Annotated in this window: 15 protein-coding genes; 6 read left to right on the top strand and 9 right to left on the bottom strand. The window is 64.0% G+C overall.

The window, feature by feature from the left end; translation table 11 throughout:
* Nucleotides 1-74 precede the first annotated feature (74 nt).
* On the bottom strand, nt 75-983 hold the full coding sequence (locus tag NKI58_RS00910; RefSeq protein ID WP_352703646.1) for a LysR family transcriptional regulator: 909 nt from the start codon (nt 981-983) through the stop codon (nt 75-77).
* Nucleotides 984-1,114: 131 nt separating this feature from the next.
* Between NKI58_RS00910 and NKI58_RS00905 the strand changes: the two genes are divergently transcribed.
* Nucleotides 1,115-1,735 carry a pyridoxamine 5'-phosphate oxidase family protein gene (locus NKI58_RS00905; protein WP_352570568.1) on the top strand — a complete coding sequence of 207 codons (621 nt, stop codon included), beginning with the start codon at nt 1,115-1,117 and terminating at the stop codon, nt 1,733-1,735.
* Nucleotides 1,736-1,750: 15 nt separating this feature from the next.
* Here NKI58_RS00905 and NKI58_RS00900 read toward each other — a convergent pair whose 3' ends face one another.
* The 3 genes from NKI58_RS00900 to ftsE all read right to left on the bottom strand — a co-directional run bounded on the left by NKI58_RS00900 (nt 1,751) and on the right by ftsE (nt 4,239).
* Complete coding sequence (locus tag NKI58_RS00900; RefSeq protein WP_352703644.1) at nt 1,751-2,515, bottom strand: YdcF family protein; 765 nt, start codon at nt 2,513-2,515, stop codon at nt 1,751-1,753.
* An 88-nt stretch (nt 2,516-2,603) separates the two neighbouring features.
* Nucleotides 2,604-3,587 carry a cell division protein FtsX gene (locus tag NKI58_RS00895; RefSeq protein WP_352646673.1) on the bottom strand — a complete coding sequence of 328 codons (984 nt, stop codon included), beginning with the start codon at nt 3,585-3,587 and terminating at the stop codon, nt 2,604-2,606.
* The gene (gene ftsE, locus NKI58_RS00890) at nt 3,580-4,239 is read right to left on the bottom strand and encodes a cell division ATP-binding protein FtsE (RefSeq protein WP_023677923.1); all 660 of its coding nucleotides are present in this window, start codon (nt 4,237-4,239) and stop codon (nt 3,580-3,582) included. The genes NKI58_RS00895 and ftsE overlap by 8 nt, the downstream gene beginning before the upstream one ends.
* Before the next feature lie 236 nt (nt 4,240-4,475).
* Between ftsE and NKI58_RS00885 the strand changes: the two genes are divergently transcribed.
* The 3 genes from NKI58_RS00885 (at nt 4,476) to NKI58_RS00875 (ending at nt 6,064) form a co-directional block, all read left to right on the top strand.
* Nucleotides 4,476-4,766, top strand: a complete 291-nt coding sequence (locus NKI58_RS00885; protein WP_352646671.1) for a hypothetical protein — start codon at nt 4,476-4,478, stop codon at nt 4,764-4,766.
* A 186-nt stretch (nt 4,767-4,952) separates the two neighbouring features.
* Nucleotides 4,953-5,495 carry a hypoxanthine phosphoribosyltransferase gene (gene hpt, locus NKI58_RS00880; protein ID WP_254816654.1) on the top strand — a complete coding sequence of 181 codons (543 nt, stop codon included), beginning with the start codon at nt 4,953-4,955 and terminating at the stop codon, nt 5,493-5,495.
* A 197-nt stretch (nt 5,496-5,692) separates the two neighbouring features.
* Nucleotides 5,693-6,064: a response regulator gene (locus NKI58_RS00875; protein ID WP_023677925.1), complete on the top strand. Its 372-nt coding sequence runs from the start codon at nt 5,693-5,695 to the stop codon at nt 6,062-6,064.
* 19 nt (nt 6,065-6,083) lie between these two features.
* Here NKI58_RS00875 and NKI58_RS00870 read toward each other — a convergent pair whose 3' ends face one another.
* Nucleotides 6,084-7,034: a DMT family transporter gene (locus NKI58_RS00870; RefSeq protein ID WP_352703642.1), complete on the bottom strand. Its 951-nt coding sequence runs from the start codon at nt 7,032-7,034 to the stop codon at nt 6,084-6,086.
* Between the two features lie 223 nt (nt 7,035-7,257).
* Between NKI58_RS00870 and NKI58_RS00865 the strand changes: the two genes are divergently transcribed.
* Nucleotides 7,258-8,115 carry a LysR family transcriptional regulator gene (locus tag NKI58_RS00865; protein ID WP_352853028.1) on the top strand — a complete coding sequence of 286 codons (858 nt, stop codon included), beginning with the start codon at nt 7,258-7,260 and terminating at the stop codon, nt 8,113-8,115.
* A gap of 73 nt (nt 8,116-8,188) precedes the next feature.
* Here the strand turns inward: NKI58_RS00865 and NKI58_RS00860 are convergent, their stop codons facing one another.
* Nucleotides 8,189-10,804: a TIGR02302 family protein gene (locus NKI58_RS00860; RefSeq protein ID WP_352783357.1), complete on the bottom strand. Its 2,616-nt coding sequence runs from the start codon at nt 10,802-10,804 to the stop codon at nt 8,189-8,191.
* Between the two features lie 212 nt (nt 10,805-11,016).
* Nucleotides 11,017-11,958 (bottom strand): threonine/serine dehydratase, encoded by a 942-nt coding sequence (locus tag NKI58_RS00855; protein WP_352824343.1) that lies wholly within the window; start codon nt 11,956-11,958, stop codon nt 11,017-11,019.
* Between the two features lie 63 nt (nt 11,959-12,021).
* Here NKI58_RS00855 and NKI58_RS00850 point away from each other — a divergent pair, with 63 nt between their 5' ends.
* Nucleotides 12,022-12,324, top strand: a complete 303-nt coding sequence (locus NKI58_RS00850) for an ArsR/SmtB family transcription factor (RefSeq protein ID WP_352467561.1) — start codon at nt 12,022-12,024, stop codon at nt 12,322-12,324.
* A gap of 10 nt (nt 12,325-12,334) precedes the next feature.
* Here NKI58_RS00850 and lysA read toward each other — a convergent pair whose 3' ends face one another.
* Both lysA and NKI58_RS00840 read right to left on the bottom strand, forming a co-directional pair.
* Entirely contained in the window at nt 12,335-13,603 is a 1,269-nt protein-coding gene (lysA, locus tag NKI58_RS00845; protein WP_352783363.1) for a diaminopimelate decarboxylase, read from the bottom strand.
* A 15-nt stretch (nt 13,604-13,618) separates the two neighbouring features.
* Nucleotides 13,619-13,825 (bottom strand): hypothetical protein, encoded by a 207-nt coding sequence (locus NKI58_RS00840; RefSeq protein ID WP_023677931.1) that lies wholly within the window; start codon nt 13,823-13,825, stop codon nt 13,619-13,621.
* Between the last annotated feature and the right edge of the window lie 4 nt (nt 13,826-13,829).

The raw sequence follows: 13,829 nt of genomic DNA, 5'->3' as shown, positions 1-13,829 counted from the left end.
TTACACCAAGCGCCGGCAAAAAGGAAACGCTGCGAGGCGGGCGATCGGCCCGGCCTTGCGATGGGCCGTCTTCGTCACGTTTGCCACGCCGCCTGCAGCAGGCGCTGTCTCAGGCGCGGGGCGGCGAAGTCGAGGAATGCGCGCAGCTTCACCGGCAGTAGCCCCTGGCCGGCATGGACGAGGCTCACCGGCCATGGGTCTGGCTCAAACTCTTGCAGCACCGGGCGCAGCGTACCCGACCGAACTGCGGCGGCGATCTGGTAGGAAAGCAGCCTCGTCACGCCGACGCCGGCAATCGCCGCATCGATTGCCGCCTCAGCGGTGTTGACCCGTAACCTGGAGCGGACCGGTACGGTGAATTCGGCCTTGCCGGTGGCGAAGGTCCAACTGGCAGCGGTGAGCCCTTCAAAGGTGATTGCACTGTGCGCCGCAAGCTCCTGCGGCGTTTTCGGCGTGCCGTGCTCGGCGAGATAGGCCGGGCTCGCGCAAACGACGCGGTGGATCGAACCCAGGCGGATAGCGACCAGGCTCGAATCGGCAAGCTCGCCGATGCGGACGGCGAGGTCGATGTGCTCTTCGACCAACTGGGTTATCCGGTCGGCGAGTGTCAGCCGCACACTCACGTCGGGGTAGGCGGCGAGAAAGGCGGTGACGACCGGCAGCACATGCAGGCGGCCGAAGACGATCGGCGCAGTGACGATCAGTTCGCCGGTCGGGGCGCTGTATTCGCCGGCGGCTATTCGCTCGGCCTCGCCGACCTCGTCGAGAATGCGACGACACGCGGCGAGATAGGCATGGCCCGCATCGGTCAGCGACAGCTGCCGCGCCGTGCGGGTCAACAGCCGTGTCTTCAGATGCCGCTCCAGGTCCGAAACCTTGCGGCTGACCGTCGTCAGCGGAATGCCGAAGCGGCGCCCGGCAGCCGAGAGGCTGCCTGTCTCCGCCGCGGCAACGAAAAGCGACATGGACTGGAGGCGATCCATAGCTCTCCCGAAAATTTGCCCTCCCGAAAAACGGAAGGATAGATTGCAGATATGGCATCTGCATCTCGAAGATGGAAGGACCTATTTCCTGACTAGCAATGCAGCGCAGCTCGGCGCTTGAGGAGGCTTCCATGAACGCTCACACCAGCGATGTTGCTTTCACCCCGACGGTGAAGGCGATTCAGGCGCGCAAGGGCTCGCGCCAGGCCTATGCCCGTGTCGAGGAGCGTGGCGGCTGGCAGGCGGCAATCACGCCCGATCTCGCCGCCTTCATCGAGGCGCAGACCAGCGTCTTTCTGTCGACCGCCAATGCGGACGGGCAGCCTTACATCCAGCATCGCGGCGGGCCTGCCGGTTTCCTCAAGGTGCTCGACGAACGGACGATCGGCTTTGCCGATTTTTCCGGCAACAGGCAGTTCATCACCCAGGGCAACCTCAGCGACAACCCACAGGCTTTCCTATTCCTGATCGATTATGCGCACCGGCAGCGCATCAAGATCTGGGGCAAAGCGCAAGTCGTCGAGGGCGATGCCGAGCTGACGGCAAAGCTGATGCCGCAAGACTATAAGGCGCGACCCGAGCAGGTCATCCTGTTTACGGTTTCGGCTTGGGATTCAAATTGCTCGCAGCACATCCCGCAGCGTTTCGAAGCGGCCGACGTGGCGGCGGCGCTGGGCGAACGCGACAAGCGCATCGAACGGCTCGAACAGGAGATCGCACGCTTGCGCTCGGGTGCAGCAGCTAGGGAATAAAAGTGCCGGTGCCGTTCAGTTTCCGCCCGCGGCGTCGGCCAGCGTGACGCCGTTGGGCGATTGCTTCACCGGCATGATGCCGCGCGCCAGCGCCAGCAGGTATTTGTTATATTCGGTGAACAGCACGCGCAGCGCTTCTGGCTTGGTCAGCCAGCGGCCATTCTCGAGGTTGGTGTTGACCACCGGATAGGGTTCGAGCCTGGCCCCGTGCAGCAGCCGGCCCATTTCCAGCAGGCTGCGCGGCATGTGATAATTGTTGGTGACGAGAATGACCGTGCCGTAGGCATGGTCCTCGACCCATTTGGCACTTTCCTCGGCATTGCCGATCGTGTCGAGCGCGGCGCGGTCGATGTCGACGCAGCAGGAAAACAGCCTCTTGTCGCCGCCGGTCGCGGCCTGAAGCTGGCGGCGGCTGGCGGAGGGATGGACGCCGCTGATCAGCAGCCGCTCGCCCTTGCCTAACGAAAGCAGGCCCATCGCAGCGTCGAGGCGCGACTGGCCGCCGGTCAGCACGATGATAGCGTCGGCCCTTGCCGGATTGGCGGGCGTAGTCAGGCGGCTGACGGTATTGGCGAACCAGCCGAAGCCGGCGACAAACAGCGCCATAAAGGCGAGCAGAAGGAGAGCCGAGATGCGCAAGGAGCGGGCTGCCAGCAGCCGCCCATGTTTGGCGAACTGACCCGGCTTGGCAAATTCATCAGGCTCGGCGAATACAGGCGGGCGCGCAACCAGCACTGGCATGCATCCAGCGGTATCGGTCGAGTCCCGAACGTCCATCATGAAATGGTTAATCCCGAAATACGGCCTTTGGTAGGAAAAAAATGCAATTTTCGTGACGATGCGTTTTCATCCGTGATCGATCTTTCCTTTAGCCGGCGTCCGGCTGGCGAATGTCGATGTCGCTGAGATAGGTAACCACGGTGAAATGGGAGGTTGCCGCCGTCAGCGCGCCGATCACCAGCACCATGACAGCGACCCCGAGATAACCCGCCGAGCCGATGGCGAAATTGCCGAATAGGGCGGTCGCCTGGTCGGCCAGCGGCGTTGCCATGTTGCGTGACGACCACCAGGAGAAGACGATGAAGACCAGGATCGCCGCGGCGCCGCCTGCCGCGGCGCCCTTCATGCCGGTGACCAGAAAATGCCGGCGGAATTCGCGCGCGATGAAGCGCGCCTCGGCGCCGACAAAATGCAGCACCTCGATGATGTGGCCATTGCCGGCCATGGCGCCGCGCGTCGCGAATACCACGGTCAGCACCGTCGCCGACAGCATCAGCGCCAGCACTGCAATACCGATCGTTACCGTGGTGCGGGCCATGGCAACCAGCCGGTCGACCCAGGTGCGATGATCGTCGAGCGAGGCACTCGGCAGCTTCGGCGTGATCGCCGCGCGCAGTGCGGCGAAATCGGGCGGACTATTCTCGTCGATGGTGATGATGATCAAGCGCGGCACCGGCAGCTCATCGATGTTCAGGCCCGAGCCCAGCCAAGGCTCGAGCAGCCGGGCCGTCGCTTCGCGGTCGACGATCCGGGCGCTTTTCACGCCAGGGAATTCGCCGGCGATCTGCGAGGCCAGCGCAAGTGCGGCCTCCATGTCGAGGCCGTCGACCGGCTTGATCTGGATGGTCGCCTCGCGCGAGATCTGGTTCTCCCAGACGGAGGCGGTGTCACGCACCAGCGTGACGGCGCCAAACGTCAGGCAGGACAGAAACGTCATGATGGCGATGACCAGCACCAGCGCCCGGCCGGCGATGTTCTGCGCCGGCACGATCGGCGCCATTTTGCGCTGGACGCGGGGCTTTGCCGCCGCGGCGTCCTGACCCTCGAAATGTTCGACGGAGAGCTCAGTCATAGATGTCCAGCCTTCCGCCGGCCAGGATCATTCGCCGTGCGTCGACCTGTTCCATCAGGCCGAGGTCGTGTGTGGCGATCACCACGGCGGTGCCCAGCCGGTTGAGCTCGATGAACAGCCGCAGCAAGCGTCGTGCCAGCGGCGGGTCGACATTGCCGGTCGGCTCGTCGGCGAGCAGGATCTCGGGCTGCTCGATCAACGCCCGGGCGATGGCGGCGCGCTGCTTCTCGCCGCCAGACAGCACCGGCGGCAGCACATGCATGCGCTCGCCGAGGCCGACCCATTTCAGCAGCTCGGTGACGTCGGTGCGATAGGTCGCCTCCTCGCGGCCGCGCACGCGCAGCGGCAATGCCACGTTCTCGTAGGTGGTCATATGGTCGAGCAGGCGAAAATCCTGGAACACCACGCCGATGCGTCGTCTCAGATGCGGCAATTCGGTACGCGAGATGCGCGAGCGGTCCTTGCCGAAAATGGTGATCAGGCCGCGTGTCGGCTTCAGCGACATGAACAAAAGCCGCAGCAACGTCGTCTTGCCGGCGCCTGAAGGTCCGCTCAGGAACTGAAAGGAGCGCTCCGGAATGTGCAAGGAGATGTCGCGGAGGATCTCCGGACCCATGCCATAGCGGAGGCCGACATTTTCGAAGCGGATCACTTTCGACGACCTGAAATTCTCGGCGGCAAGATGCCAGCCCTTTCTATGGAAAGACCATCGGCCGGCATGGTTAACCGACGGTTAATTTGGGGGCTTTTCGAGCGAGTCACAGGGGTTCCGGTGGGGAAGCGTTAACCATTTCCGTTTACCCAAAAGAAACGAACAGCGAACAGGTGCGGTAGTGTTGGGCCATGATGGCTGAGGATCGAACCGCGCGCCCGGTTTCCGGCGAAATCATGACCGATCCGGCCGCCGAGCCGGAACGCATCATGCGCGACGTGACCGCCGAGGTCATCGATGCCGATTATGAGGTGCTGCCCCGCCATTTTACACGTCCAGACTTTGCGCCGCTGCCTGCGCGCATGATGTCCATGCCTTCGATCGAAGGCATGGACATGTTGCGCAAGCCCGAAACCGCCGTCGAACGCCCATTGTGGGTGCATGGTGGGCCGATCTTCTGGATTGTCGGCGTCGGTGCCGCCTTTGCCGCCTTCTGGATTTCGGGCGGCCATGCGCTGGTTCGTTAGAGCGGCGCCAGAAAATCAACAGGTCACCAGATAAACGATCAGCGACGCGCTGCGGACACCCGACCGTTCGCGGGCGTCCTGCGAAAGATTTGGCCTTGCCAGCCGGCTCGACATGCCTAGAAACAGGTTGAAGACCGTTTTCGGTCGGCTTCGCCTACAAGGCGATCATTTCTGGAAGGGCAGCCAATGCCAGTTGTGCGCGGCAAGGACATCGAAGTCCTGTTTTCGGCGTCCGCCATCGCGCGGCGGAACCTGGAACTTGCCAAGGAGATCGCCGGGCACGACTACCACGACCTTCTGGTAATCTCGGTGCTGAAGGGATCGTTCATCTTCGCCGCCGATCTTATCCGTGCCATGCACGATGTCGGCCTGTCGCCGGAGGTCGAGTTCATCTTCATCTCCAGCTATGGCGCCGGCACGACCAGCGGTGAGGTGAGGGTGCTGCGCGACATCGACAACGAGGTCGCCGGTCGCGATGTGCTTTTGATCGATGACATTCTGGAATCCGGCAAGACGCTGAGTTTCACCCGCGACCTCATGCTGTCGCGCGGCGCGAGGAGCTGTGCCATCGCCGTGCTGCTCGACAAGCGCATGCGCCGCCAGACCACGCTCAACGCCGACTATGTCGGCTTCGACTGCCCCGATTATTTCGTCGTCGGTTATGGCATGGACGTCGCCCACGCGTTTCGCGAATTGCCCTTCGTCGGCATCGTCAAGGGCGACGCTTGAGGCCTTTTGATAATTCTACTCCGGCGGCCACCTGACGCAGTTTTCTGCGCTTCCGGTGCTCTCGGACTCGAACGTCCGCTCCGCTCCGGTTCTCGAAAACCACGCTATCTGACTTGGCGGAGCGAATTCTGAAAAGGCCTCATCGACCCTTGGCGCCTTCAGGAAACATCAACTTTTCCCCGCCAAATATCCTGCCCATGGCAAAGCTCCTGATCGTCGAGGACGATGAATCCGTCCGCACTCTCGCCGCTCGCGCGCTCGAACGCGCCGGGCATAATGTCACTGTTGCCGCCGACGGCGCACATGGCCTTTCTCTGATCCGGGCGGCGCAAGGGAGCTATGACCTTGTGCTGTCCGACATCCGCATGCCGGAAATAGACGGCATCGAGATGGCCAAGGCGGCAGCAGCGCTGTTCCCGGCGATGAAGATCATGCTGATGACCGGCTATGCCGACCAGCGCGAGCGCGCCGAGGAATTGGACGGCATTATTCTCGACGTCGTGCAAAAGCCGTTCACGCTGGCTGAAATCCGCGCCCGCGTCGAACAGGCGCTCGCCTGCTTCGCCTAAAGCCCAAGGCCGACCGCCTTCAGGCAGGGTCGCAGGTCGCCGTAATGGCTGGCGCGCCGCTCAGGCGCCGGCTGGCATTGAGCGCAAACAGGCCGGCGCCGATGATGAGGGCTGCGCCCGCCGCCGTCGCTGGTCGCGGCACTTCGGCAAAGAACAGAAAACCCCATAGCGGCGACCAGATGATACCGGTGTATTCGAAGGTGGCGACGCTGTTGGCGGGCGCCAGCCGGTAGGCCTGCGACAACAGGATCATGCCGGCCGAGGCAACGAAGCCGCATGCCCCCATCTTGAGGAGATCCGGCGTCGCCGGCCAGACCCATGGCCGGACGAGGAATTCGAGACTCGGATGCACGGCGTGGTCAATGCCTGCCAGCCAAAACAATGCCGCCACAAATGCGGCGCCGATCAGATAAGCGCCGTTCTGATAGAAAGCCATGACAGTCGAGGATTCGGTGTCGCCGATCTTGCGTGCCATCAGCTGCGAGAAACCGTAGAGCAGAGCCGAACCTAGCGACAGCAGCGCTGCCCAGTCGAACAAGCCGGCGCCCGGGCGCACCATCACCAGCACGCCGAGCATGCCGACCAGGACGGTGGCGAGCGCCTGCCAGGACACGCGTTCGCCGAGATAGGGGCCGGCCAACGCCATGATGAACAGCGGCGCCATGAAATAGAGCGCCACCGCGTCAGCCAGCGGCAGGGCGGCGATTGCCAGGTAGTAGGCCGTGTAGGAGGTGAACTGGATGAAGGCGCGCATCGTCAGCATGCCGAACCGCTTCGACAGGATCGCCTGCAATCCGACATCGGCGTGGACAAGGAAAACCAGGATCGGCAGGGCGACGATCGAGCGGATCGCCATCACCTCGGTGACCGGATAGTGGCTCGACACCGCCTTGACCAGCGGGTCCTGCAGCGAAAAGACCAGCACGCCGAGACAGAGGCTGAGGATGCCGAGCACAAGCCGATTCTGCATAGGCGCTCCTGTCTCCCGCGTGCGCGGCCGAAAGCAGGCCTGCATCCGGGTAAAAAGAACCCGCCACCGTTTCGGGCAGCGGGTACGAGTGAGGACTTTTGATTGGTCCGCAGCCGATTTCCCGGCCGCATATCCAATGGGTAAGGCGACTATCGTCCGCCGTTTGACATGTTGCAAACGAATTGGAATGATGCCAGCAATCAGATTTTCTTATGGCGGGCACATGCGACCCAATCTCCACAGCGACCTGTTGCGCACCTTCGTGGCGGTCGCCGACACCGGCAATTTCACCAAAGCGGCGGAGCGGGCCGGCCGCACCCAGTCGGCGGTCTCGATGCAGATGAAGAGGCTCGAAGGCATGATCGGCGACAGCCTGTTCGAGCGCGGGTCGCGCGGTGTAGCGTTGACGCAGCGCGGCGGCGAACTCATCGCCAACGCCAGGCGCATCGTTTCACTGCTCGACGAGACGGCGGCATCGATGGTCGCGGCGCCGCTTGGCGGGCCGGTGCGCATCGGTATCCCGGAAGAATATGGCCACGCGATCCTGTCGCGGGCACTCGGCGCCTTTGCCAAGCGCCATCCTCAGGTCGACATCACGGTCCGCTACGCGCATTCCGGTGCGCAGATCGCGGCGCTCGCCGCCGGCGAGCTCGATCTGGCGGTGGTGTTCGAATGGCAGGATCTGTCAGGCGGTGAGGTGCTGATGCATGACCCGACCGTATGGGTGACGTCGGAGCTGCATCACATGCATGAGGAGCGGCCGGTGCCGATCGCGCTCTACAATCGTGCCGGTTGGTGCAAGGATTTCGCCATAAAGTCGCTGGAACAGCGCGGTCTCGCCTATCGTGTCGCCTACACCAGCGATACCAATGGCGGCCTGCGGCTCGCCGTCACCTCCGGGTTGGCGATTGCGCCGATCTCGCGCAGCAACATCCCGGCCGGCTGCCGCGAGCTTACGGCCGCCGACGGGTTCGGCGACATCGATTCCTCGAACGTGGTGCTGCGGCGCAATCCGAACGCTTCCGGCGAGGCCATCGACGGCATGGAAGAGGCGATCCGCGAGGCGTTCACCAACCGTTAAAACGTGCCGCTCAGTCCGGCGGTGGCGGCCTCCACGGACCGCACGGCGATCTTCCGAATATTGGGGGGCAGCCTTACTTCAGCTCCAGCAACCGCTCCAGATAGCTGCGCTCGATATCCGGGCTGAGTGCGTTGCCGAGCCGCTTGCGGATCGCTTCGAGGATCTGGCGGGCACGCTGCACATCGATCTCGTCAGGCACTCTCACCGAACTTCCGTCATCGGGACCCTCGCTGGTGCGGGGCCGCCCGAGCGGGTCACGGTCGGCATTCTGCTGGCGCCCGCCCTGCCCGTTGCCGCCCTGGTCGCCTTGCATCGCCTGCAATTGCTTCATCATGTCCTTGGCGCCCCTGCGCAAGGCTTCCAATGCGCGGCCCTGGTGACCGACGGCCTGGTCGCCTTCGCCCTCGCCGAGCGCCTGTTCGGCATTGCCCATGGATTTGCCGGCCTCGCCAAACCCCTCATTGGGGTCGAGGCCCATGCCTTCGAGGCTCTTCCTCAATTGATCGAGCTCGCTCTGCAGCTTGCCCTGGCCTTCCTGCAATTGCTTCAGCGCATCAGCAAATTCCTGCGGCGTCATCGGCTTCGGCCGGCCGAGCGGATCGCGGTCGTCACCCGGGCCGGGCTTGCCCTCTTCGCCCATCGGGCCTGGCTCACCGTTCTCGCCGAGCTGCTCGTCGCGGTTCTGCCCGCGCTGTTGCTGGCCGCGCTGCATCTGGTCCATACGGAAAGTGTCGTTCATCATCTCCTGCTGGCGCCGCATGATCTCGCCCAGCTTGTCCATCTGCTGGCGCATCTCGCTGTCCTGCTGGCCGCCCTGTTGCTGGCGGCCTGCCTGCAGATTGTTCATCATGTCCTGCAACTCGGACAGCAATTGCTGCGCCTGGTCGCGATTGCCGGATTTCGCCAGGTTCTCGATCTGGTCCATCATGCGGTCGATGTCGCTCTGGCGCAGTTCCTGACCGTTCTGCTGCATCTGTGGCGCATTCGGATTCTGCTGCGCCCGCGCCGCGAATTCCTGCAGGAACTGGTTCATCGCCTCGCGCAGTTCCTTCATCGCCTTCTCGATCTCTTGGTCGCTGGCGCCGTTCTTGATCGCATCCTGCAGCGCCTGCTGCGCCTGGCGCAGCCGCTTCTCGGCCGCCGACAGATTGCCTTCCTCAATGCCGAGCGCGATCTCCCAGAGGTAAGCGACCTCGTCGCGCAACTGGTCGTCGCTGTCTGCCATCTTCAGCCGGGTGCGGGCGCTCATGATGGCGAGGTAGTGCGCCATGTTGTCGAACGTGTCTTCCGGCCTGAGCGTGATTGCATCCATCAGGTCGAGCACGCGGTCCTTGGCATAGGCGTCGAGCGCCAGTATGCGGCGCTGCTCGACCACAGCCCGCGCCAACGGGTTGGAGAATGGCCGCTCCGGCATCACCAGCGTCTTGGTTTCGCTGGTCGCCGTGTGTCCGGCACCGTCGGTGGCGACAAGCGACAGCTTGACGTTGCCACCTGCCCAGACATGGTCGGTCAGGTCCTTCGTCGTCTTAGCGGCATTGGCCTTGCCGCCGCGGCGCGGCAACGTCAGCGGCATTTCCGGCGGGCCATAGAGCGGATGCGCGTTGGGCACTTGCGGATCGGCCAACGCGAAAACCGCCTTGGCGGAGGCCGCGCCATAGTCGTCGTCGATCTGGTAGTTGAGCTCGAAGGCGCCGTTGACGGCGCGCTTCGGCTCGCCGACAAAGCGGATCTGCGGCGGCTTGTCGGGAATTATGGCGAAGGCCCAGCGGCCGAGCTCGCCGTCGCTGGACTGCAGCGTCAGCGTGCCGTCGGCCGTTAACTTGCCGCTGAACTGGCGCACGGTGGAAGGCGTTGCCGGACTTGCCTCAGTCTTGGCGGCTTGCGGCCCGGTCGGATCGATGGCGCGGGTGTTGCCGCCGGTGTCGGCGTAGCTCAGCGTTTCCTCGCCCGAACCGCCGGTGACGCGCAGCGACACATCGCTGCCCTCCGGAATCGTGAAGGTCGGCGGCGCTTGAGTGGCGTTGTTGGCCAGGACCGGGGCGTTCAGGAATACCGGCGGCCTGCCGGTATAGGCCGGCGGCGTCACCCAGGCATCAATGCGCGGCGGCACGACGTCGCGGGCGGCACGGGCAACAAAACCGTCGCTCAGCCTGCCGCCCGATGGCCCGAAGGAGAAGGCAAAGGCAGTGACCAACAAAAGCGCGGCAACGGCGCGCAGCGCCCACGGGTCGCGTTCCGGCACGCGTGTGCGCGGCACGTCGCCGCCAAGCTCGCCCAGCCGGTCGGCCATGCGCCGCTGATGCTCGCGCCACAGGGCTTGCGAAAAAATGCTTTCCTTGCCGCTCGGGCGATCGGTCTGGACCTGCACCGGGCTGTGCAGCAATCGGTTGGCCGCCTCGATGCGGCGGTCGACCTCGGCACTGGATGGCGTGCGGAAGAAACGCAGTGGATAGAGTGCGGCAAGCGCTGCGACGCCGAATGCCGTGATAAGACCGATCCGCGCCAGATCGGGCAAAAATGGGAACAGGCCGAGCCACGAAATGCTGAGGAACAGGCTGGCGACGATGATCAGTGGCAGCAGCAATGGCCAGCCGCGTTCGACGATTATCGAGACCTGCGTCCCCAGCCGGCTCAAGGCAAGGCGCCTGGCCAGACTGCGATCGCTGGTGAAAATGGGTCGTTGTGTCATCGGCCCTTCCTGGCCGGGCGGGATAGCCCAGGCCTCACGAGTCTATCGCATGGGCCCGAAAAGTCGATTTTCGGGAAGCACGATGCGAAGACCTAAAATCTAAGCGCGTACTTCGTGCGTCCAAGCGGATGCACATCGCCCTAAGGATACCAACAAACACGGCGAAGGCGAGGCGGTTCCCCAAAACGTGAACAATAATGCCCCGGATATTGTCAGAATTTCGCCGGATTGGCGTTTGCGCCGCAGACCAGTACGGCAACGCGCTCGCCTGCAACCGGTGCGTAGCGGCCGGACAGGAGCGCCGCGAAGGCGGCCGCACCGCCCGGCTCGGAGATGATTCGCACGCGGTCCCACAGCGCCGCCTGGGCGGCGATAATGTCGTCGTCGCTGACCAGGATCGAGCGCTCGACGAATGCCTCGGCGATAGGAAACATCATTTCGCCGACACGCTTTGGCGCGAGCGAATCGGCGGCGATGCCCTCCGCCGGCGCGTCGACGGGTCGGCCCGCCTCGAAGGCGCGATGAAGCGTCGGCGCACCCTCCGGTTCGACGGCGATGATCCTGATGCGGCCGGAAAACCAGGCGGCGATGCCGCCTATCAGGCCGCCGCCACCGACGGCGACCAGCAGGGTGTCGAGCTTCGGCAAGTCGGCCTCGATCTCGAGGCCGAGCGTGCCTTGCCCGACAAGCGTCTCCTCCTGGTTGAAGGCGTGGATCTGGAGCGCGCCGGATTTTTCGGCGAAGCTCTCGCTGGCGGCCAGCGCCTCGGCATAACGGGCGCCGCCGACGATCAGCTCGGCGCCGTAGCCGCGGATGCGGTCCAGCTTGGCCTGCGGGCTCACTTCGGGAACAAAGATGGTCGCCTTGTGGCCGAGCTGCATGGCGGCATAGGCGACGGCGGCACCGTGGTTGCCGCCCGATGCGGCGACGACGCCGGCCGCAGGAACCGGCCGTTCGAGGAGATTGGTGAACGCACCACGTGCCTTGAACGAGCCGGAATGCTGCAAGCACTCAAGCTTCAGGTCGACAGGCAGAGGCGGGCGGCCGAAATCGGCCATGTCGACGCGCAGCACCGGCGTGTGGCGCACGAAGGGCCGGATGCGGGGTTCTATCGCTGCAATGCGCTCGCGTGTGATCGTGTGGCCGTGCAGCATGATTTCACTCCCAGAGTTGACATTCAGAGTTGACATTACTTAGTAACTTGGCAAAGTGCCTAAATGCAAGAGGTCGATGTCTTCAAAGCAATCGCCAACGAGCGCAGGCTGCAGATCCTCGATTGGCTGAAGGACCCACGCGCGCATTTTCCGCCGCAGGCGGACGGCGATCTGGTCGAGGACGGCGTCTGCGCGCTGCTGATCGCGGAAAAGCTGGGGATCACCCAGGCGACGCTCAGCGAGCATATGCGCGTGCTCACCCAGGCAGGGCTTTTGCGCAGCAAGCGCATCAAGCAGTGGATATTCTATCGCCGGAATGAGGACAGAATCGCCGAGACCAGGGCGCTCATTCAGCACCGGCTGTAGCTGCAGAGTTCTACTCCAACCAGTCCGGCACCGAGTCCAGTCCGATCAGCTCGTCATAGGTCTGGCGCGGGCGCACAACGTGGAAGCGGTCGCCGTCGACCAGCACTTCCGGTACCAGCAGCCTGGTATTGTAGGTGCCGGCCTGAACGGCGCCATAGGCGCCGGCGGTGGAGACAGCGATCAGGTCGCCGGATTTCAGCCGGGGCAGGTCACGGTCGAGCCCGAGATAGTCGCCGGTCTCGCAAACCGGGCCGACGACGTCGACCTTCATGCGTGGTGCTGCGGCCGGCTGCTGCGCCACCGGCCTGATGTCGTGGAAAGCGTCGTAAAGCGTCGGCCGGATCAGGTCGTTCATCGCGGCGTCGACGACGAGGAAGTTCTTGGCGTCGCCCTCCTTCACGAAGATCACCTGCGAGACCAGGATGCCGGCATTGCCGACGATCAGCCGGCCTGGCTCGAACATCACTTTCAGCCCAAGTTTGGCAACATGCTTCCTGACGATCTGGGCATAGGCATCGGGCAAAGGCGGCGGGTTGTTGTCGACGCGGTAGGGAATGCCAAGGCCGCCGCCGACATCGATGTGCTCGATGGCATGACCGTCGGAGCGCAAGGCGCCGACCAGCTCCACCAGCAGCGCAAAGGCGTCGTCGAAGGGCTGCAATTCGGTGATCTGGCTGCCGATATGGGTGTCTATGCCGGTGACCTTGATGCCCGGCAGCTCAGCCGCGCGCGCATAGACCTTCCGCGCATGCTGCCACGGAATGCCGAACTTGTTCTCGGCCTTCCCAGTCGAAATCTTCTTGTGCGTCCTGGCGTCGACATCCGGATTGATGCGCAGCGAGATCGGCGCGATCTTGCCCAGCGCGGTGGCGCGGGCCGACAGCAGCTCCAGCTCCGGTTCGGATTCGACGTTGAAACAGAGAATGCCGGCCGAGAGCGCAAAATCCATTTCGCGCGCGGTCTTGCCGACGCCCGAAAACAGGATCTTGCTTGCCGGGATGCCGGCCGCCAAAGCGCGGCGCAATTCGCCCTCCGAGACCACGTCGGCGCCGGCGCCGAGCCCTGCCAGCACCCTCAGCACGGCCTGGTTGGAATTCGCCTTCATGGCATAGCAGACGAGAGCATCGAGCCCGGCAAAGGCCTCGGTGAAGACGCGAAAATGCCTGGTCAGCGTCGCCGTCGAATAACAGTAGAACGGCGTGCCGACGCTGGCGGCGATGTCTGATATCGCCACGTCCTCGGCATGCAGCGCGCCGTCGCGGTAGTCGAAATGGTTCACGAGATTGGTCCGAAATCAGAGCAGCGGGTCGAGGATGAATTTCTTGTCCTCGACAGGTTTTTCCGGCTCCGGCGGCAAAGGTTGCTTGGCCTTCTCGGCGTCCTTGCGGGCCTGCACGGCTGCCGCGTACGGCGTGTCGAGCGCAGCCTTCCTGCCGCAGGCCGCAACGGTGGCCATTGCCGCCAGCAGCGTCAGCGTCACCAAAATCCTGCTTCCGGTCATCGTG

The organism is Mesorhizobium sp. M0522, from assembly GCF_040321085.1.
Taxonomy (GTDB): domain Bacteria; phylum Pseudomonadota; class Alphaproteobacteria; order Rhizobiales; family Rhizobiaceae; genus Mesorhizobium.
The sequence above is the reverse complement of the archived record's forward strand: the minus strand, read 5'-3'. Positions and strand labels throughout refer to the sequence as shown.

Coding starts and splice junctions, on each gene's coding strand:
- NKI58_RS00910 (WP_352703646.1), bottom strand. CDS start 983: ATGGATCGCCTCCAGTCCATGTCGCTTTTCGTTGCCGCGGCGGAGACA.
- NKI58_RS00905 (WP_352570568.1), top strand. CDS start 1,115: ATGAACGCTCACACCAGCGATGTTGCTTTCACCCCGACGGTGAAGGCG.
- NKI58_RS00900 (WP_352703644.1), bottom strand. CDS start 2,515: ATGATGGACGTTCGGGACTCGACCGATACCGCTGGATGCATGCCAGTG.
- NKI58_RS00895 (WP_352646673.1), bottom strand. CDS start 3,587: ATGACTGAGCTCTCCGTCGAACATTTCGAGGGTCAGGACGCCGCGGCG.
- NKI58_RS00885 (WP_352646671.1), top strand. CDS start 4,476: ATGACCGATCCGGCCGCCGAGCCGGAACGCATCATGCGCGACGTGACC.
- hpt (WP_254816654.1), top strand. CDS start 4,953: ATGCCAGTTGTGCGCGGCAAGGACATCGAAGTCCTGTTTTCGGCGTCC.
- NKI58_RS00875 (WP_023677925.1), top strand. CDS start 5,693: ATGGCAAAGCTCCTGATCGTCGAGGACGATGAATCCGTCCGCACTCTC.
- NKI58_RS00870 (WP_352703642.1), bottom strand. CDS start 7,034: ATGCAGAATCGGCTTGTGCTCGGCATCCTCAGCCTCTGTCTCGGCGTG.
- NKI58_RS00865 (WP_352853028.1), top strand. CDS start 7,258: ATGCGACCCAATCTCCACAGCGACCTGTTGCGCACCTTCGTGGCGGTC.
- NKI58_RS00860 (WP_352783357.1), bottom strand. CDS start 10,804: ATGACACAACGACCCATTTTCACCAGCGATCGCAGTCTGGCCAGGCGC.
- NKI58_RS00855 (WP_352824343.1), bottom strand. CDS start 11,958: ATGCTGCACGGCCACACGATCACACGCGAGCGCATTGCAGCGATAGAA.
- NKI58_RS00850 (WP_352467561.1), top strand. CDS start 12,022: ATGCAAGAGGTCGATGTCTTCAAAGCAATCGCCAACGAGCGCAGGCTG.
- NKI58_RS00840 (WP_023677931.1), bottom strand. CDS start 13,825: ATGACCGGAAGCAGGATTTTGGTGACGCTGACGCTGCTGGCGGCAATG.